The sequence below is a fragment of the Kribbella sp. CA-247076 genome, assembly GCF_050942445.1.
In the GTDB taxonomy this organism is placed as follows: Bacteria; Actinomycetota; Actinomycetes; order Propionibacteriales; family Kribbellaceae; genus Kribbella.
Map to the genome: position 1 here is coordinate 5,289,012 of NZ_CP192051.1, position 19,020 is coordinate 5,308,031.

Annotated in this window: 15 protein-coding genes; 9 read left to right on the top strand and 6 right to left on the bottom strand. The window is 69.0% G+C overall.

All coding sequences use genetic code 11. The annotated features are described in order from the left end of the window. The first annotated feature begins 64 nt into the window (after positions 1-64). Positions 65-724 (top strand): hypothetical protein, encoded by a 660-nt coding sequence (locus ACQPYZ_RS24870; protein WP_433160346.1) that lies wholly within the window; start codon positions 65-67, stop codon positions 722-724. Here the strand turns inward: ACQPYZ_RS24870 and ACQPYZ_RS24875 are convergent. Next, positions 721-1,878, bottom strand: a complete 1,158-nt coding sequence (locus tag ACQPYZ_RS24875) for a threonine synthase (protein ID WP_433160347.1) — start codon at positions 1,876-1,878, stop codon at positions 721-723. The two genes, ACQPYZ_RS24870 and ACQPYZ_RS24875, sit on opposite strands and share 4 nt — an antisense overlap. A gap of 11 nt (positions 1,879-1,889) precedes the next feature. Further along, positions 1,890-2,495, bottom strand: a complete 606-nt coding sequence (locus ACQPYZ_RS24880) for a winged helix-turn-helix domain-containing protein (protein WP_433160348.1) — start codon at positions 2,493-2,495, stop codon at positions 1,890-1,892. A gap of 358 nt (positions 2,496-2,853) precedes the next feature. Between ACQPYZ_RS24880 and ACQPYZ_RS24885 the strand changes: the two genes are divergently transcribed. Continuing rightward, positions 2,854-7,209 carry a S8 family serine peptidase gene (locus ACQPYZ_RS24885; protein WP_433160349.1) on the top strand — a complete coding sequence of 1,452 codons (4,356 nt, stop codon included), beginning with the start codon at positions 2,854-2,856 and terminating at the stop codon, positions 7,207-7,209. Positions 7,210-7,276: 67 nt separating this feature from the next. Here ACQPYZ_RS24885 and ACQPYZ_RS24890 read toward each other — a convergent pair whose 3' ends face one another. From ACQPYZ_RS24890 to ACQPYZ_RS24900, 3 genes are all read right to left on the bottom strand, one after another. Beyond that, positions 7,277-9,370: an AIPR family protein gene (locus tag ACQPYZ_RS24890; RefSeq protein ID WP_433160351.1), complete on the bottom strand. Its 2,094-nt coding sequence runs from the start codon at positions 9,368-9,370 to the stop codon at positions 7,277-7,279. Positions 9,371-9,502: 132 nt separating this feature from the next. Continuing rightward, entirely contained in the window at positions 9,503-10,090 is a 588-nt protein-coding gene (locus tag ACQPYZ_RS24895; protein WP_433160353.1) for a winged helix-turn-helix domain-containing protein, read from the bottom strand. Between the two features lie 180 nt (positions 10,091-10,270). Beyond that, a complete protein-coding gene (locus tag ACQPYZ_RS24900; RefSeq protein ID WP_433160354.1) occupies positions 10,271-11,551 on the bottom strand; it encodes a glycoside hydrolase family 18 protein in 1,281 nt (426 codons plus the stop codon). Between the two features lie 191 nt (positions 11,552-11,742). Between ACQPYZ_RS24900 and arfA the strand changes: the two genes are divergently transcribed. Then, positions 11,743-12,840 carry a channel-forming protein ArfA/OmpATb gene (gene arfA / locus ACQPYZ_RS24905; protein ID WP_433160355.1) on the top strand — a complete coding sequence of 366 codons (1,098 nt, stop codon included), beginning with the start codon at positions 11,743-11,745 and terminating at the stop codon, positions 12,838-12,840. Between the two features lie 33 nt (positions 12,841-12,873). On the opposite strand, the gene ACQPYZ_RS24910 is transcribed toward arfA, so the two are convergent. Further along, a complete protein-coding gene (locus ACQPYZ_RS24910) occupies positions 12,874-14,073 on the bottom strand; it encodes an RNA-guided endonuclease InsQ/TnpB family protein (protein WP_433160357.1) in 1,200 nt (399 codons plus the stop codon). 85 nt (positions 14,074-14,158) lie between these two features. On the opposite strand from ACQPYZ_RS24910, the gene ACQPYZ_RS24915 reads away from it, so the two are divergent. From ACQPYZ_RS24915 to ACQPYZ_RS24940, 6 genes are all read left to right on the top strand, one after another. Continuing rightward, positions 14,159-14,284 carry a hypothetical protein gene (locus ACQPYZ_RS24915; RefSeq protein WP_433160359.1) on the top strand — a complete coding sequence of 42 codons (126 nt, stop codon included), beginning with the start codon at positions 14,159-14,161 and terminating at the stop codon, positions 14,282-14,284. After that, positions 14,284-14,898, top strand: a complete 615-nt coding sequence (locus tag ACQPYZ_RS24920) for a sunset domain-containing protein (protein ID WP_433160360.1) — start codon at positions 14,284-14,286, stop codon at positions 14,896-14,898. Before ACQPYZ_RS24915 ends, ACQPYZ_RS24920 begins: the two co-directional genes overlap by 1 nt. A 55-nt stretch (positions 14,899-14,953) precedes the next feature. Further along, the gene (locus ACQPYZ_RS24925; RefSeq protein ID WP_433160361.1) at positions 14,954-15,139 is read left to right on the top strand and encodes a hypothetical protein; all 186 of its coding nucleotides are present in this window, start codon (positions 14,954-14,956) and stop codon (positions 15,137-15,139) included. 34 nt (positions 15,140-15,173) lie between these two features. Further along, positions 15,174-15,383, top strand: a complete 210-nt coding sequence (locus ACQPYZ_RS24930; protein WP_433160363.1) for a type II toxin-antitoxin system HicB family antitoxin — start codon at positions 15,174-15,176, stop codon at positions 15,381-15,383. A 453-nt stretch (positions 15,384-15,836) separates the two neighbouring features. Then, positions 15,837-17,558: a maltose alpha-D-glucosyltransferase gene (gene treS, locus ACQPYZ_RS24935; RefSeq protein WP_433160365.1), complete on the top strand. Its 1,722-nt coding sequence runs from the start codon at positions 15,837-15,839 to the stop codon at positions 17,556-17,558. After that, positions 17,558-18,970 carry a maltokinase N-terminal cap-like domain-containing protein gene (locus ACQPYZ_RS24940; protein WP_433160367.1) on the top strand — a complete coding sequence of 471 codons (1,413 nt, stop codon included), beginning with the start codon at positions 17,558-17,560 and terminating at the stop codon, positions 18,968-18,970. Before treS ends, ACQPYZ_RS24940 begins: the two co-directional genes overlap by 1 nt. The last annotated feature ends 50 nt before the right edge of the window (positions 18,971-19,020 follow it).

Below are 19,020 nucleotides of genomic sequence, written 5' to 3' on the forward strand. Positions count from 1 at the left end.
GCCGGGTGGCAGGATCCGGTCACGCCCCGGCTCCTGCCCCCGCCGATTCCTAGGATCAGGCCGCATGGTCCGTCGTCTCGCTGCCGCGTGCGCAGTTGCCGCGCTCGCCGTCACCGCAGGATGCTCGGACGACGACCCGACGGCCGGCCGCATCCCGTCCCCGACCGTCACAGGCACCCCGACGCCGAGTTCCATCATTCGAACCGCGCCCAGCCCGACCGCTACCCCGCGCGTCGAGCCCGAGGCAGCCTGCGGGGGCAACCCGTTCGATCCGAAGAAGGTGCGGGCCTACACCCCCGACGGCCCGCCCTACGTCGGCCGGAGTATCCACCTGTCCGAGCTCGTGAATCTGGACTTCGCCGACATCTACACCGAGCTGCCCCGTGAGTGGAACGCGAAGCTCTCCTCCACCCCGGGCGAGGTGCAATTGCTGATCTGTGAGTGGCGCGACGACACCTATCGTGCCAAGACGGTCGACACCTGCGACTACGAGTCGACCGACGACTCGACATCGACGGCGAAGCTCGTGTCGGCCCGCTATCGGTACCGCGTGTTCGAAGCGAAGACAGCGCGGCAGATCACGACCTTCACCCTGCTGGGTTCACTGAACGGCTGTCCCGCGTCCACGGCCGGCGGCGTCAGCGAGCAGTACTACCAGCGCGTCGACTCCGCCGACCTGGCCGCCAAGCTGCGGCCGTTCGTGGTTGGGCCGGCTCGGCGTTAGAGGGGGACCGTCTCCGGGTACTTCAGGCCGAGGCCGGTGTTGAGGGCAACGACCTGGTCGCCGGCGTGGATCCAGCCCGACTCGCGGAGGCGGCGTACGGCGGCGAACGTGGCGGCGCCTTCCGGGCAGACGAAGGCGCCTTCCAGCGCGGCCAGCCGGTGCTGCTCGGCCAGGATGGACTCGTCGTCGACGGCAACGGCCGTGCCGCCGGTGTCCGCGATCGCCTGCAGGACGAGGAAATCACCGAGCGCCTTCGGCACGGTCATGCCGAAGGCAACGGTCTTGGCGTCCGACCACGGCTCGCTCTCCGGCAGACCCTTCTCCCAGGCCCGGACGATCGGCGCGCACCCGGTCGACTGCACGGCGACGAGCCGCGGCAGCGGACCGTCGATCCAGCCGAGCTCGCGCAGCTCGATGAGCGCCTTCCAGATCCCGATGATCCCGACCCCGCCGCCGGTCGGGTAGACGATGACGTCGGGCAGCCGCCAGCCGAGCTGCTCGGCGATCTCCAATCCCATCGTCTTCTTGCCCTCGATCCGGTACGGCTCCTTCAGCGTGGAGACGTCGAAGTACCCGGACTGCTCGCGGACATACGCCGCTGCGTCACCGATCAGCCCGTCGACCAGGTGCAGCCGCGCCCCGACGACCGTGACCTCGCGCCGGCAGATCTCGGGAGCCGCGACCGGCATGGCGATCAACGCCTCCATCCCGGCCCGGGCGGCGTACGCGGCCCAGGCGGAGCCGGCGTTCCCGTTGGTCGGCATCGCGATCCGCCGTACGCCGACCTCGTACGCCCGGGACACCCCGACCGCGGCACCACGGGCCTTGAACGTGCCGGTCGGGATCAGTCCTTCGTCCTTCATCAGCAACCGGTCGACTCCGACCTCTCGCCCGTAGCGCGCCAACGGCAGCAGCGGCGTCATCCCCTCCCCCAGGGTGACCACGTTCCCGGCCGACCGCACCGGCAGCAGCTCGTGATACCGCCACAGGTCCGGCGGCCGGGTGGCCAGCTCGTCCTTGGTCAGCGTCACCGCGGGTACGTCGTACCGCGCCAGCAACGGCGATCCGCACGGGCACAGCCCGATCACCTGGTCGGCGTCGTGAGTCCGGCCGCACTTCGGGCACTCGAGATGGCTCAGCGCTGAGAACGTCACACCGGGAGAACCTACCCGGCGCGCAGGTTGGAGACGGTCGGGCGCTGGTGGTCGGTCAGCCGGAAGCCGGTGCCACGGACGGCGTCGATGGTGACCGTGGTGCCGAGCTCGTCGAGCTTGCGGCGCAGGCGCTTGACCACCGAGTGGATGTCGGCGGTGCCGCGCAGGTGCCGGTTGCGCCAGACGGTCTGGTGCAGGGCGTCGTACGTCCAGACCCGCAGCGGTGCGGACATCAGGCGGGTGAGCAGGTCGTGCTCGAGCTCGGTGAGCTGGACCTCGCGGTCGCGCCAGCGGGCGACCGACCGAGCCCGGTCGATCGTTAGCACGTCGGCGCCGGGCTCGCCGGCGGACGTCTTCTCGGCGGTCGAGTCGACCTCGGCCGGTTCCGGTGGCTCGGGCTGTTCGGGGACCGGTGGCGGCTGGTCTTCCGGAACGAGCAGCCGGCGGAGTTCCTCGAGACTGGAGACCAGCAGCAGCGGCGCGACGTCGTCGACGAGCTCGGCGAGCCGGACACGGTCCTCCGGTGAGGCCGCGACCGCGATCAGCAGCGGGAACGGCGTCCGGTCGGTCGTGGTCAGATCGACGTCCGCTGGGGCGGGGACACGGGCGGTGACCATCTGATCACGATGTCAACCTCTGCCTCGGATCGTCAACGAACTGACAACGTTTGACCACGTTGCCTCGATCGGTGCGACGGCTAGTCACATCTTGCTCACGAAGTGTGCTTGTTACCACGTTGTTCTGACACATAAGGTCCACGACAGGCTCGCGGTGTCACATGTCGCGACCTGGGGGGCACGCAGCGTTCGCTCAACCGGTTCATCCGCCCGATGACGGCACCGCGAACCCGCCTGCACCTCTGCACCAGATGACTCGGGGGAGTCAACTCGGGGTTGTCCACAGTGAGGGGCTGCAGAGATGTCACACGCACGACGAAGGGGGCTCGCCAGATCTCTGGTGGGTGCCCTGGCGACGGTGGCAGTCGTCGCGACCGGGATGGCCGCCGCCGGCCAGGCCCAGGCCGCGCCGCCCACCAAGCCGGAAGCCACTCCGGCCAGCAAGATCAAGCCGGACCTGATGGCGAAGCTGGACGGCAAGGACGCCAAGGAGGCCACCGACTACTGGGTCCGGTTCTCCGCCAAGGCCGACCTGACCGCCGCCAGCGGGATCACCGACTGGAACGAGCGCGGCACCGCCGTCGCCGCGGCGCTGAAGAAGGCCGCCGCCGCGAGCCAGGCGAAGGTGCGCGTCGAGCTGGACGCGCAGAAGGTGCAGTACAAGGCCTTCTGGGGCACGAACGCGATCCGGATCACCAGCGGCACGCTCGCGCTGGCCCAGAACCTGGCCGCCCACGCCGAGGTCGAGGGTCTCTACAACCCGGTCGCCGTCGAGGTGCCGAAGGTCACCCCGGGCGAGCAGGCGCACGAGGTCAACGCGGTCGAGTGGGGCATCGCGAACATCAACGCCGACGACGTCTGGTCGCAGTACGGCGACAAGGGCGCGGGCATCGTGATCGCCAACATCGACACCGGGGTGCAGTACGACCACCCGGCGCTGGTGAGCTCGTACCGCGGCAACAACGGCGACGGCACGTTCGACCACAACTACAACTGGTTCGACGCGGCCGGCACCTCGCCGACCGCCCCGTCCGACGGCAACGGCCACGGCACCCACACGATGGGCACGATGGCCGGCGACGACAACGCGGGCAACCAGATCGGCGTCGCGCCGGCGGTCAAGTGGATCGCCGCGAACGGCTGCTGCCCGAGCGACGCCGCGCTGATCGCGTCCGGCGAGTGGATGCTCGAGCCGACCGACCTGAACGGCCAGAACCCGGACGCCAGCAAGCGGCCGAACATCATCAACAACTCCTGGGGTTCGACCCAGCCGTCGAACGACCCGTTCATGGAGGACATCACCAACGCCTGGAAGGCGTCGGGCATGTTCGGTGCCTGGGCCAACGGCAACAGCGGTTCGCTGGGCTGCCAGAGCAGCGGTTCGCCGGGCTCGCTGACCAGCAACTACTCGGCCGGGGCCTACGACATCAACAACAACATCGCGTCGTTCTCCGGCCGTGGTGTCGGCCAGAACGGCACGATCAAGCCGAACATCTCGGCCCCGGGCGTCAACGTCCGGTCCAGCCTGCCCGGCAGCACCTACGGCAGCTTCAACGGTACGTCGATGGCCGCACCGCACCTCGCGGGCGCCGTCGCGCTGCTGTGGGCCGCCTCGCCGGTGCTGAAGGGTGACGTCGACGCGACCCGCGCGCTGCTGAACGGGACCGCGATCGACAAGGCCGACGCCCAGTGCGGTGGTACGACGGAGAACAACAACGTCTACGGCCAGGGCCGCCTGGACGCGCTGGCGCTGCTGAACGCCGCCCCGATCGGTGACACCGGCACGCTGGCCGGCACGGTCACCGCGGCGACCGGCGGGGCCCCGCTGGCCGGTGCGAGCGTGACGGTGAAGGCCGCCGGTCAGCCCGACCGGGTCCTCACTACCTCGAGCACCGGTGCGTTCTCGTCCGTACTGCCGGCCGGCAGCTACGACCTGACCGTGGCGTCGTTCGGGTACAAGACCCAGACCGACACCGCGACCATCACCACCGGCGCGACCACCACGAAGAACTACGCGCTGGAGAGCGCTCCGCAGGTCAACGTCGGCGGCACCATCACGGACGGCTCCGGCCACGGCTGGCCGCTGTACGCGAAGGTGAGCGTCGAGGGTCCGGGCGGGGTCTTCGACTACACGACGCCGAGCAACGGCCGCTTCAGCCTGAAGGTGCCGTCCAACGCGTCGTACTCGCTGAAGATCGAGTCGCAGTACCCGGGTTACCAGACGGTCAGCGAGCCGATCACCGTCGGCGCCGGCAACCTGGCCAAGAACGTCGCGGTCCCGGTCCGCACCGACGCCTGCGCCACCGCGCCGGGCTACCGGTACGGCTCGGACGGTGTCTACGAGACCTTCGACGCCGGCGCCAAGCCGAACAACTGGACCGTCGTCGACAACAAGGGCAACGGCCAGGTCTGGCAGTTCAACGACCCGGGCAACCGGGGCAACCTGGCCGGTGGCACCGGTGGGTTCGCGGTCGTCGACAGTGACGAGTACGGCTCCGGCGGGTCGCAGGACACCTCGCTGGTCAGCCCGGTCGTGGACCTGACCTCGGTCACCGCTCCGGTGATCCGGTTCAACCAGGACCTCAACTACCTCGGTGGCGAGAAGGCCGACGTGGACCTGTCGATCGACGGCGGGGCCACCTGGACCAACGTGCTCACCCAGGGCGCGGACGTCCGCGGTGTCAAGGAGATCGCGATCCCGCAGGCGGCCGGCAAGTCCGAGGTGCAGGTGCGGTTCCACTACTACGACGCCTCGTACGAGTGGTGGTGGATCGTCGACAGCGTCCTGATCGGCAGCCAGATCACCTGTGAGCCGACCGGCGGCGGCATCGTCACCGGCCACGTCAAGGACGCCAACACCAACGGCTACGTGAACGGCGCGGTCGTCTCCCGCGACGGCAACGCCGCGGAGTCCGGCACCACCGTGGCGACGCCCGAGGACACCGGTCTGGCCGACGGCTTCTACTGGCTGTACTCCTCGGAGTCCGGTCCGCAGGGCTTCACCGCCAAGGCCGGCAACTACGTCAGCGCGCAGCAGAGCGTGGACGTCGAGGCCGACTGGAGCACCACCGCCAACTACACCCTGGCGGCCGGCCGGCTGGCCGTCACGCCGGGCAGTATCTCCGGCAACCTGAAGCTGCCCACCGGCAAGGTGACCAAGTCGTTCACCGTGACCAACACCGGCGGCGCGCCGGTCGAGGTGACGTTCGGTGAGCGCGACGGTGGCTTCGTGCTGCAGAACGCGAACGGCACCACCACCAGCAAGTCCCAGGTGCTGAACAGCACCGGTGCCCCGCTGCAGCGGCTCCAGGTGCCGACCTCGTTCGCGAACAAGTTGTCGGGCAAGCAGGCCGGTACGCCGGCCGCCGCGAAGCCGCTCGCGGCGCCGTGGGCCGACATCGCCGACTACCCGTCGACCGTGATGGACAACCGGGTGGTCAACCTCGACGGCAAGGTCTACTCGATCGCCGGTGGCAACGGCAGCGCGTCGACCGCGAACAGCTACGTGTACGACCCGGCGTCGCTCGCCTGGACCGCCATCGCCCCGCTGCCGGGGGCCCGCAACGCCATCACCGTCGGCGTCGTGGGTGGCAAGATCATCGCCAGCGGCGGTTGGGGTGCCTCCGGTCCGGCGGCGGACACCTGGTCCTACGACCCGGCCACCAACGCCTGGTCGGCGGTCGCCGCCAACCCGGCTCCGCGGGCCGCGGCCGGTCAGGCCGTCGTCGACGGCAAGCTGTACGCCGTCGGTGGCTGCACGACGTCGGCCTGTACGCCGATGAGCAACACCGTCGTCCGCTACGACGCGGCGGCGAACAGCTGGGAGACCCTGGCGAACTACCCGAAGTCGGTCGCGTTCGCGTCCTGCGGCGCCATCGACGGCAAGCTGTACTGCGCCGGCGGCAACGACGGCGTGGCCTCGCTCAAGTCGGCGTACGTCTTCGACCCGTCCGGCAACACCTGGACCGCGGTCGCGGACGCGCCGGCGGACCACTGGGCGGGCGCGTACGCCGTCGCCGGCGGCAAGCTGATGGTCGTCGGCGGTGTCCAGGCCGGTGCGGTCACCAACGCCGGTATGGCCTACGACCCGGCCGCCGACGCGTGGTCGGCCCTGCCGAACGCCAACCTGCCGCGGTACCGCGGTGGCGCGGCCTGCGGCTTCTACAAGGTCGGCGGTTCCTCCGGTGGCTTCACCGCCACCGTGGACAGCGAGGCCCTGCCGGGTCTCGAGGACTGCGCCGAGTCGGCGGCGGACGTGAGCTGGCTGTCCATCGACAAGACCGAGGCCACCCTGGCCCCGGGCGCGTCGACGACGGTCAAGGTCACGCTCACCGCGAACGTCGACCAGCCCGGTGCGTACAGCGGATCGGTCACGATCGGCGAGAACACGCCGTACTCGGTCGACGCGGTCGGGGTGACGATGAACGTCACGCCGCCGAACACCTGGAGCAAGCTGCTCGGAACCGTCACGGGCGTGAGCTCGTCCGGCGCCACGGCCGCCCTTCCGGGGGCGACCGTCCAGGTCGACTCGTGGTCGCAGTCGTACACCTTCATCACCGACAAGGACGGCAAGTACGCGTACTGGCTGGACCGTCGGAACAACCCGCTCACCCTGATCGCCGCGAAGGACGGCTACAAGCCCCAGACCCGCACCACCCGCCTGCTCCCAGGCGAACCGGTCACCGAAGACTTCGCACTGAAGTCGACCAAGTAGTCAGCTAAAGAGCCGGCCCCCGTCCACCAGGACGGGGGCCGGTTCCTTTGTGCTCAGGTTCTGAGGACTAGCTGCCGGCGACGTCCTCGTCACGTACGCGATCCGCGATCCGCACCAACGACCCGACCCCCGGGACGAACCAGCGGCTGGTCCCCTGAACGGCCTTCGTGGTGAGCCCCACCTGCCTGATCATGTGCTTTGCGAGGCCGCTGGGGCTGTAGCGCTTGCCATCGGCCTCCCAGAGGAGCGGCGCACCCCGGTTGTTCACCCAGGTGGCTCTGCCACGGCGGGGGTCCTCCGCGAGCCAGGGGCCGAGGGCAACTCTCTCCGGTCGCGTTTGGGCCCTGAACTCCAGCAGCGTTCCCGGCTCGATCCGCCCAGCGTCGACCAGGACGATGACGGCGTTGGTCCGCCGCTCCCTGGTCAGACGACCACCGGGCGCAACCTCCTGCGCTTCCGGAAGAACAGCATCGTTCCGGATGGACGTCAGCACCCGCTCCGCCAGCAACTCGCACTGCTCGGCGTTCCGGAAAATGGTCGGGACGACGCTGTGACCGTGGATCTCGTTGACGTGATAGACCAGCCAATCCAGCGCCGATGTCGTCAGCTTGCTCACGTCACCGATCGACGCCTCCCAATCGACGCCGGGATCGTTGATCCGGCTGAGGTCGAGCTGCCGGAACACCAGGTGCGCGGTGAGGAAGCCGGCGTGCTCAGTGATCTTCGCGACACGTCCGTCGCGTTCGTCGGAATCGGCGCGGACCTGGTCCAGGACCGCGCGTAAGACTTGCACCGAACGCCAGACGCGGTGTGCACCGGGCCTGCCACCGAACAGCGCTTGATAGGTTCCCTGCCGGCCGGCCTCCCACAGGACCGCGCTGTCGCTGCGCGCACGCGCCGCGAACGCCGGATCCGGGTGCGCGCAGGCGAGCGCGCGAGCCGCCTCGACCACTGAGCAACCCGCCTCTGGGGAGGGGTCGGGCTCACCGCGCTTGATGACGTAGATCTTGTGCAGCGACAGGATGAACTCGTCCCGCAGCTCGGCCTGGATCCGGTCGAGGGCGATGAAGTCTCTCGCCTCGACCCGGTTCTGAGTGTTGGTCGCCTCGGTGATGAGCTTGTCGAAATCCTCTGGGCAGTCCGCGAGCGAGATCAACCGCACCCAGACCCGGCCGGCGACCAAGTCGGCATCCAGCTCGGACATCGCGGCATGAATCGACTGCACTGTCTGCGCACCGTTCACCACACTGGCACCGGTCAGAACGAACCGGCCGGTCCTGTTGGTGGATTCCCGCGCCGATTTTCGCAATGAGTCACATAGGACCGTGATCCCGTTGTTGAAGTACCAGAAGTGCTCCGGGTCGTTGACCAAGGTCGCGCGGATGCCGTTGTTGACATCAGTCAGGCCCAGCGAACGCCTGATGTTCTGGCTGAACAGCTTCTCCCCGTGCTCGGCGTACCAGGCCGCTACATGCGACACCGGCATCGTGCCGTAATAGGCCCGGTACGGCTCCTCGAGTGTGCCCCAGTTGTCGAGCACCGCATCCATGTCGACCTTCGCGTCGGCCACGCCCGCTTTGATCAGCTGATAGAACTGCGGAAAGCCGACGAGCTTGAGCTCGACCAGCGACTCGAGCTGATTGAAGTCGGCGAGCATCTTGTCGAGATCGCTCCGCACCAGGTCCGAGACCTGCGGGCGGCCCATAATGGCCAACGCTGCGGTGATCTTCACTCCGGGAGTGTCGATCGCAGCGCTCACCTTATCCGCCAGCCGCTGGAAACGGCTGTTGAACTGGTCGGACTCACCGTCCAGCAGCAATCTCAGGCCACGCTGAAGCTTCAGCGTTGCTTCCTGATTCACGCTGGCCGCGCCACGATCACTCCACTTCGTCTGCACGACCCAAACGTGCTGCAAGGATTCCGAGACGAAGATGCCGTCGATGCCGTTGTCGTCTCGGCCGTCGATCACTCCGGCCACAGCCTCGTCGAGGCTACAGCCGGCCAGATCCTGGAGTGTCAAGGCGGTGAGAGCTCGCGATAGGAACGCTTGCTCGAGCGCCGGCCCCGGCTGGTTCGCGATGTCCGAGATGTCGATGTACTTCTCGAAGTCCCGGCGTAACGCATCGCGGATATGCCGGATCTGCAACGGAATGTCTGGCACTCGAGCTCCTCCCCACGTCGCAGCGGGGGCCACACGCCGCACTCACTCGACGTTCCCCGTTCCCCACCACTTTGGTCACCCAGAGTGATGTACTGTACCAGCGCATTCGGGCGAGGGCGCTCTCGCGACGCGCTACGGCGATAAGAGCAGGTGGAAGCCGACGCCGCGGACGGCGTGGATGGTGACGGTGGCGCCCAGGTTGGCCAGCTTCTGCCGGAGGCGCTTGACCACCGAGTGGATGTGCGACCCGTGGCCGAGGTGCTCGTTGCCCCAGACGGCGTGGTGCAACCGCTGGTAGGTCCAGACCCGGCCGGGCTCCTCGACCAGGCAGTGCAGGAAGTCGTGCTCGAGCCGGGTCAACGGGACCTCGCGGTCCTGCCAGCGCGCGACCCGGCGGTCCACATCGAGGTACAGCTCGGTCGCCGGCGCGGGGACCGCGGCGGCCACCGGGACCGTGGGCACCGACCGCGGGACTGCCTCGATCTGGGCAGGCTGCACGGTGACGGTGGCCGGCTCGGCGCCGGGCAGCACGGTCGGGGTGAGCACGACCGGGCCCACGGGCGACGACATCGCGGTCAGCTCGAGGAACGCGCGCGCCTGCTCCGCGCTGGACACCAGCAACAGCGCTTCCGCACCACCCAGCAGCCGGACGAGCTGGACCCGCTCGGCCGTGGAGGTGGCCACCCCGATGATCAACGACGAATCCGACGACCTCTCCATCTGAGTCCCCTCCTGGTCGAACGCCAGGCACAAGTACCTTTTACGACGCGAAGTAAGTCAAGGGATTTCCCGCACGTCGGCCTGGCACAAATGCGACCTGTCCGAGACAGGACAGAACAGGGGTGCGTCCGGGCCCGCCGCGGGGAACGGCGCGACGGGCCCGGACGCAGTACCGGAAGATCAGCCGACCGTCTTGACCGCGGTGATCAGGGTGCCGTCGGAGGTGTCACCGGACAGCTCCCAGAAGAACGCGCCGCCCAGCCCCTGCTGGTTCGCGTACGTCATCTTGCCGCGGATCGTGGCGGGCGTGTCGTAGCCCCACCACTGGCCGTTGCAGAACGCGTACGCCGTACCGCCGACGGTCCCGGTGGACGGGCAGCGGGTCGAGATCAGCTTGTAGTCCTCGATCCCGGGCTCGTACTTGCCGGGCGCGGGACCGGTCGCCGTACCGCCGGGCGCGGCCTGGGTCACGCCGGTCCAGCCGCGGCCGTAGAACCCGACGCCGAGCAGCAGCTTGGACGCCGGGATGCCCTTCGACTTCAGCTTCTGGATCGCCGCGTCGCTGTGGAAGCCGGCGGTCGGGATCCCGGTGTACGACGTCAGCGGCGAGTGCGGCGCGGTCGGGCCCTGCGGGCTGAACGCACCGAAGTAGTCGTAGGTCATCGGCATCACCCAGTCGAGCTTGCCGGCCGCGGTCGCGTAGTCGGTGGCGTCGATCTTGCCGCCGTCGGTGCCGTCGGCCGTGATCGCCGCGGTGACGAGGGCGGACGAGCCGAACTTGTTCCGCAGCGCGGTGACCACGGTGTTGAAGGCGTTCGGGCCGGACGTGTCGCAGGTCAGCCCACAGGCGTTCGGGTACTCCCAGTCGATGTCGATCCCGTCGAGGACGTCTGCCCAGCGCGGATCCTCGACCAGGGCGTGGCAGGAGTCGGCGAACGCGGCCGGGTTCCTGGCCGCCTCGGTGAAGCCGCCGGACCAGGTCCAGCCGCCGAAGGACCAGACCACCTTGATGTTCGGGAACTCCTTCTTCAGCTTGCGCAACTGGTTGAAGTTGCCGCGCAGCGCACCGGTGTCCCAGGTGTCGGCGACCCCGTCGACCGACGACGCCGCGTCGTAGAACTTGTCGTACGCCGCGTACGAGTCGCCGACCGCGCACCGGCCGCCGGCGGTGTTGCCGAACGCGTAGACGATCGTGGTCAGCTTCGACGCCGAGCCGCTCGTCTTGATGTTCTTCACGTGGTAGTTGCGGTCGTAGACACCCCACTCGGTGAAGTAGCCGACGACGTGCTTGCCGGCCGCGGGCGCTGCCTGCTGTGCGTCTTGCTGCGCGTCCTGCTGAGCGGCTGCGTCTTGCTGAGCGGCTGCGTCCTGTTGAGTGGGCTGGGCGGCGGTCGCGGCGGGGATGACGCCGGCGCCGAGCAGCGTGACGGCCGCGGCAACGGCCAGAACTCGGATTCTCATGTGGTACCTCCTGGGGGCGGAGAGGAACTGTCCGCACCCTACCGAGCACTTCGGGTTAAGAAAAGAAGAAACCTGAATAAAAATGTTCCCGCGATCATCGCGACGCTCCCTGGACAGGTGTGCAGAGTGAGCGCGCGGCGGAGTAATGTCCACGCGCACGGTCACACTTGACCGCATCCGACGGAGGAACAGTGTCCGGACTCGTTCGGCGGCCGGTCGTCGTCTGGCTGCTTGCGGCCCTCGCCGTACCCGTGCTGCTGACGGCTGTGCTCATTCCGGCCCGAGCGGGCTCCACCGAGGACGACCTCCGGGACCGGTCGCTGGCCGCGTTGCAGGCGCGCGGGATCACCGGCGCCGAGGTTTCCGTGGACGGTCGGGACGCGACGGTCGCCGTACCGGCCGGAGTCGATCGTGGACTGGCCGAGGAGGTCGTGGCCGGGGTCGACGGCGTGCGCGCGGTCCGGGTCGAGGGTGGTGCCACGCCCTCCCCCACGCCGACCACCACCGCCCCGACCACCGCCGAGCCGACCACCGCGTCCTTCGAGGTCGGGCGGACGAACAACTCCATCCGGGTCCGGGTGGCGGTCAAGGACCAGGCGGTGAAGGACGCGATCGCCGCCCAGGTCGACAAGGTGCTCGGCGAGGAGCGCGAGTTCGACGATCGGGTCACGATCGACGCGGCCACCGGTCTCGCCGACGCGACCACCATCGGCGCGCTCATCCACGCGCTCGCGATCGGCACCGGGGACGCCTCCGTGCGCTACGACGGTACGACGATCACCCTGAGCGGGGACGTGCCCGACCAGTCGACCAAGGCGACGGTCGCCCGCGCGGCTGCGAAGGCGGCCCCGGGCGCGGTGATCGCCGATCAACTGCAGACGCCGGCTCCGCCGAAGCCGGAGGTCAGTGAGGCGTGCCGGACGTTCTCGAGCCGGCTGTCGGAGTTCACCCGGCAGCACCCGATCAACTTCCTGTCCGGTACGTCGATCGTGAACGACGCCACCAAGCCGTCGGTGGTCCGGGTCGCGGCGCTGCTGAAGTCCTGCCCGGCGGCTCGGGTGGAGATCGCGGGCCACACCGACAACCTGGGGTCGACCGCCAGCAGCCTGCCGCTGTCCGAGCGGCGCGCGGCCGCGGTCCGGGCGACCCTGGTCCGGCTCGGGATCCCTGCCCGCCGACTGCTGGCCCACGGGTACGGCGAAACTTTCCCGATCGCACCCAACGACACCCCGGAGGGGCGGATCGCGAACCGCCGGGTCGAGCTTCGAGTACTGCAAGGGAACTCTTGACGTCCTCCCCGCCGTGAACGACGAAGATTTCAACTACTCCGCGGAGGCAGCGTGTTGAGGTTCACGCTTCGGCGAGACCCATACAGGCGGCTCTCGGCGTACGCTGACGGCCCGTCCGGCCGCGATGTTAACGGCTGCGTTCACGTCGGCGTTGGCCTGGTGTCCGCAGGCAGCGCACCGGAACACCGCTTGGCTCTTGCGGTTGCCCGGCGCGCGATGCCCGCAGACGCTGCAGGTCTGCGAGGTGAACGCAGGATTGACCCTCTCGACCCGCCCGGCGGCCTTGTCCTCCAAGCGCCGGACGAGCAACCCCCAGCCGTTGGCCAGGATGCCGCGGTTGAGCCCGGCCTTGGCGCGGCGACGGTTGGGCAGGAACACCCCCGGTCGCGCCGGGTCGGGCTTTGGCTTCGGACGGCGAGACATCTGGGGGATGCGCAGGTCTTCCACCCGGATCTGGTCGAAGCGGCGGGCGAGGTCGGTGCTGGTCTTCTCGACCCAGTCCCTGCGCCGGTCGCGAGCACGGGAGCAGAGCTTCGCGATCGCGGTCCTCACGCGCTGGCGCCGGTTGGAGCCGCGGCGGCACCGGGCCAGCCGTCGCTGCAGGTGCTTGAGCCGTTCCAGTTCACGGTCCGACAGTCCGGGGCAGGTCAGAAGGTCGCCCGTGGACAGGGCGGCCGACACGGTGATGCCGCGATCCACGCCGACGACCTCGCCGGTGCCGGGCGCGGGGATCGGATCAGGTACGGCGGCGAACGCGAGATGCCAGCGTCCCGCCCGGTCGCGGGTAATCCGGTACGACTTCGCGTCGGGGATCACGCGGGACAGCCGGAACCGTACCCAGCCCACCTTGGGCACCAGGACCCGCGCCCACTTCCGGCTCAACTGCTCGACACGTCGGGCTTGGGAACCGACGATGTGGAATCCTTCGCGCAGCCCCGCCTTGCGCCAGGTCGGACGCCGGTGGGTTCCCGCGTGGAAGTTCTTGACCGCCTGGGCGAAATCTCGCAGCGCCTGTTGCTGGACGGTCTGCGACCCGGACCGCAACCACCCGAACGCCGCGCGGGCCTCGGTCAGTTGCCGTGCCTGCTCAACGAATCCGGGCGTTGGGCCCTTGGAACGGGTCCACATCGTCCACTGCTCGAGCGCCAGGTTCCACACGTACCGGGCATGTCCGCACTGCTCCAGCAACGCGACTTCCTGCGCGGCGGTCGGGCACAACCGGAACCGGGACACACCGCTAACCCAAGCATCAGGGACCGACAGTCCCCGATCCCCGAAGGGAGGCAGTCGCGGTTCGCCCCAGTCTGACGGGCGGGGCGTGCGCGCGACCTACACGATGAGTTGGCTGATTGCACAGACCTGGATTCTGTTGCTGGGTGCGTTCGTGCTCGGCAGCGTGAGCGCGTGGCTGCTGCACCGCCTGGTCTCGAGAGGGGCGCGCTGATGAGCTGGCTGCTCCGGCACAACTGGCTGTGGTCCCTGCTCGCCTTCCTGCTCGGCGCGGCGATCACGTGGTTCCTGCTGGCGCGGCGTGAGCAGCCCGTGCCGGCCACCTCCCCGGCTGCCGAGCCGGCGCCGGAGAAGGAAGAGGTCCTGGTCGGAGCAAGCATCAGCGCCGAGACCATGCCGGCTTCCGAGTCGGCTCCTGTGTCGGCTCCCGCGCGAGAACCCGTGCAGGCTCCGGTTGCCGACGTACGGCGGGAACCGCAGCCTGCGTTCAGCCGGCGGATGGATGCCGAGCGGGTGACCGAGCCGACGCTGTTCGACGCTGAGCCCGTGGGCGAAACCAACGCGACTGAGCCGCAGGTGCCGGACGTGGTACCGCCCGGCCGGTACGGTGAGGGCTCGGCGGACGCGGTCCCGCACCAGGGCCCGCCGGACGGCTTCACCATCAAGGGCAACGCCCAGTCGATGCTGTTCCACACCCCGGGCTCGCCGTACTACGGCCGGACCAAACCCGAGGTTTGGTTCCGCTCCGAGTCCGACGCCGAACGCGCCGGCTTCACCAAGTACACCCGCCGCCCCCGCAAATCCACGGACCCCCGCCCCGAGGAGTAACCGTGAAGCGCCAGCTCCACGTCCCGTACACCGTCGAACAGGACGAGAACGGCGCATGGTGCGCGTCCGCGGCACTCACCCGACCGCCTTCGCCAACGGCGAGGGCGACACCCGGGAAGCGGCGATCAACGACCTCAAGGCAGCCCTCACCCTCCTAGCCGAAGAGGTCGGCGCCCTAGAGCACCTGATAACGCCCGCCGCAGCCACCGCGAACAGCTTGACGGTCGACCTCGACACCTGACCGCCACGGCCGGCCCGACGAAGGAGCCCCCACGATGCAGCAGGACGTGACGGTCCCGTACACCATCGAACAGGACGAGGACGGCGTCTGGTGCGCGCACGCGCTCCTCGCCCACGGCGTCGGCGCGAACGGCGAGGGCGACACCCCGGAGCAAGCAGTAGAAGACCTCCGCGACGCCCTGACCGGCCTGGTGGAATCCGTCGGCGTCCCCGAACTCGTCACCATCACCGTTGAGAGTTCCTGATGGCCGAGTCTCGGGAGGGGCGTGGGGATGAGGAGATCGTGGATCCGCGGGAAGGGGTTGCAGATGCGCGTGGGGCGGTGCGGCGACGGATGGTTGCCGGTCGGTTCGGTCGGCGTCGGCGCGCGGCTTCCGCAGCTCGGGAGCGCGAGGGGCGGTCTCCTCGCTGACGTAACGCGGGGTTGGGGATAGGGGGATGGGGCCCCTATTTGCTTGTACTGGCAAAGGGGCGTCAGACTGAGCGCAACGCCTGGCCGGAACCGCCCAGTCCCACGGCGTCACCACATCACCGGACCCACCCCGGACCACATCGCTGTCCCCCACCCCTGCCGATGCAGCCGAGTACGAACCTGTCATCGGGGTATGGGAACCAATGCGCGCCTGGGAAAGTCCACCCACACTGTCGCCACGGTCCGTGGCGACAGTCCGCAGTACCGCTAGGTTTGGAGACACCCGATGGAGGTGAGCGTGACCGACATGCTGCCGGAGCAGCACCACGGACTGACGAAGAGTGACCCGCTGTGGTTCAAGCGGGCCGTCTTCTACGAGGTCCTCGTGCGGTCCTTCAAGGACTCGAACGCCGACGGCATCGGCGATCTGCAGGGCCTGACCGAGAAGCTCGACTATCTCGAGTGGCTCGGGGTGGACTGTCTCTGGTTACCCCCGTTCTACCCGTCGCCGCTGCGGGACGGCGGTTACGACATCTCCGACTACACGGGGGTGATGCCCGAGGTCGGCACGATCGCCGACTTCGCCGCGTTCATGGAGGCCGCGCACGCCCGCGGGATCCGGATCATCGTCGACTTCGTGATGAACCACACCTCGGACCAGCACCCCTGGTTCCAGGCGTCGCGCACCGACCCGGACGGCCCGTACGGCGACTTCTACGTCTGGTCCGACACCGACGACAAGTTCACCGACGCCCGGATCATCTTCGTCGACACCGAGTCGTCGAACTGGACCTGGGACCCGGTCCGCGGGCAGTACTTCTGGCACCGGTTCTACTCCAACCAACCCGACCTGAACTTCGACAACCCGGCCGTCGGCGACGCCATGATCGAGGCGCTGAAGTTCTGGCTCGACCTCGGCGTCGACGGCTTCCGGCTGGACGCGGTGCCGTACCTGTTCGAGTCCGAGGGCACGAACTGCGAGAACCTGCCGCGCACCCACGAGTTCCTCAAGCGGGTCCGCAAGGAGGTCGACGCGAACTACACCGACCGGGTCCTGCTCTGCGAGGCGAACCAGTGGCCCGCCGACGTGGTCGAGTACTTCGGCGACCGGTCCTCGGGCGGCGACGAGTGCCAGATGGCGTTCCACTTCCCGGTGATGCCGCGCATCTTCATGGGCGTACGCCGGGAGTCGCGCTTCCCGATCTCGGAGATCCTGGCGCAGACGCCGGAGATCCCGGACACCTGCCAGTGGGGCATCTTCCTGCGCAACCACGACGAGCTCACGCTCGAGATGGTCAGCGACGAGGACCGCGACTACATGTGGGGCGAGTACGCGCAGGACCCGCGGATGAAGGCCAACATCGGCATCCGCCGGAGGCTGGCCCCGCTGCTGGACAACGACGTGAACAAGATGGAGCTGTTCACCGCGCTGCTGCTCAGCCTGCCCGGCTCGCCGATCCTGTACTACGGCGACGAGATCGGCATGGGGGACAACATCTGGCTCGGCGACCGCGACGGCGTCCGGACCCCGATGCAGTGGTCGCCGGACCGCAACGCCTCGTTCTCCACCGCCACCCCGGGCAAGCTCAGCCTGCCGGTGATCATGGACCCGGTCTACGGGTACCAGGCGGTCAACGTCGAGGCCGAGATGGAGAACGCCTCGTCGCTGCTGCACTGGACCCGGCGGATGATCCAGACCCGCAAGCAGCACCCGTGTTTCGGCATGGGTACCTTTACGGATCTGGGGGGCTCCAACCCCAGCGTGCTGTCGTACGTCCGCGAGTTCGGTGACGACGTGGTGCTGTGCGTGAACAATCTGTCCAGGTTCCCGCAGCCGATCGAGCTGGACCTGCGGCAGTGGCAGGGCGTGGAGCCGGTCGAGCTGCTCGGCGGGGTGCACTTCCCGACCATCGGGGAGCTGCCCTACCTTTTGACGCTCGGTGCGCACGGGTTCTACTGGTTCCGGCTGCCGGTGAACAGGCCGGCTGACCACGAGGAGAGCATGTAGTGACTTCCCATCTGGACCAGGTCCAGTCCTTCTGCGCGGGCCAGCGGTGGTTCGGGGAGAAGGGACACGACGTCCATGTCGACGCGATGGCCACCTCGGTGTGGCTGTCCGCCGAGGACGCCTGGCCCGCGGTCCGGATCGGGTTCGTCTACTGTTCCGGTCCGCCCGGGTCGGAGTTCCCGATCCGGGTGTACCAGCTGCCGCTCAGCTACCACCGCGAGCCGGTCGAGAACCTCGGCCACGCGCTGGTCGGCGACTGGGTCGAGCAGGATCTCGGCGACACCCAGGTCTGGGTGTACGACGCCCTGCACGACAAGGAGGCGACGCCGTACTGGCTGGACGGGCTGACGCACGGACGGCAGCTGGACGGGCTGGAGTTCCACCCCGTCCACGCTCCGGACCACGCGACCGTCGTACCGGAGGACTCGCAGTCGCTCGTCCTCACGGTGGAGCAGAGCAACACCTCGCTGGTGTTCGGTGACGTGGCGCTGCTGAAGGTGTTCCGCCGGCTCGAGCCCGGGAGCAATCCCGGGGTCGAGATCGAGTCGGCGCTCACCGAGGCCGGGTCGGAGCTGGTCCCGGAGGTGCTCGGGTCCGCGCGCGGCACGTGGCCGCGGGCGGGTGGCGGCACCGACACGGGCGAGCTGGCGATGCTCACGGTGTTCCAGAAGAACGCGACCGACGGCTGGGCGTTCGCCTGTTCGTCGGTGCGCGACCTGTACGCCGAGGGCGACCTGCACGCCGAGGAGGTCGGCGGTGACTTCGCCGCCGAGTCGTACCGGCTCGGCGCGAGTACGGCGCAGGTGCACTCGGAGCTGGCCAAGGCGCTCGGCACCGATGTGTGGGAGCCGGCCAAGCTGGTCGAGCACGCGGCCGCGATGCGCCGCCGGCTGGACGCGGCCGCCTCGGCGATCCCGGAGCTGGCGCCGCACAAGGACGGCCTGGCGCGGTGGTTCGACGCGCTCGCGCAGTACGACCAGCCGGTCACGGTGCAGCGGATCCACGGTGACTTCCACCTCGGTCAGGTGCTGCGGACGATCGACGGCTGGAAGCTGATCGACTTCGAGGGCGAGCCGGCCAAGTCGCTGATCGAGCGGCGGGCGCTGGACACGCCGATCAAGGACATCGCCGGGATGATGCGGTCGTTCGACTACGCGGCCCGGTCGTTGCTCGCCGACCACCGGGGCGACCAGCAGATCGCCTACCGGGCGGCCGAGTGGGCGAGCCGCAACCAGCAGGCGTTCGTCGACGGGTACGCCGAGGTGGCCGGCAGCGACCCGCGGGAGCAGGGCGTCCTGCTGAGCGCGTTCCTGGCCGACAAGGTGATCTACGAGACCTTGTACGAAGCCCGCAACCGCCCGACCTGGTTGCCGATCCCGCTGGCCGCGGCCGCCCAGCTCGCCGAGCACTGACCGCACCGCTCCGCCCTTTGTGTACGTCGTGCATCGAGGGGTACGGGGTT

Excerpts from the sequence above, each read along its gene's own strand:
- ACQPYZ_RS24880 (WP_433160348.1), bottom strand. The coding sequence starts at position 2,495 with ATGGTCACCGCCCGTGTCCCCGCCCCAGCGGACGTCGATCTGACCACG.
- ACQPYZ_RS24920 (WP_433160360.1), top strand. The coding sequence starts at position 14,284 with ATGAGCTGGCTGCTCCGGCACAACTGGCTGTGGTCCCTGCTCGCCTTC.
- ACQPYZ_RS24895 (WP_433160353.1), bottom strand. The coding sequence starts at position 10,090 with ATGGAGAGGTCGTCGGATTCGTCGTTGATCATCGGGGTGGCCACCTCC.
- treS (WP_433160365.1), top strand. The coding sequence starts at position 15,837 with ATGGAGGTGAGCGTGACCGACATGCTGCCGGAGCAGCACCACGGACTG.
- ACQPYZ_RS24870 (WP_433160346.1), top strand. The coding sequence starts at position 65 with ATGGTCCGTCGTCTCGCTGCCGCGTGCGCAGTTGCCGCGCTCGCCGTC.
- ACQPYZ_RS24930 (WP_433160363.1), top strand. The coding sequence starts at position 15,174 with ATGCAGCAGGACGTGACGGTCCCGTACACCATCGAACAGGACGAGGAC.
- ACQPYZ_RS24900 (WP_433160354.1), bottom strand. The coding sequence starts at position 11,551 with ATGAGAATCCGAGTTCTGGCCGTTGCCGCGGCCGTCACGCTGCTCGGC.
- ACQPYZ_RS24925 (WP_433160361.1), top strand. The coding sequence starts at position 14,954 with ATGGTGCGCGTCCGCGGCACTCACCCGACCGCCTTCGCCAACGGCGAG.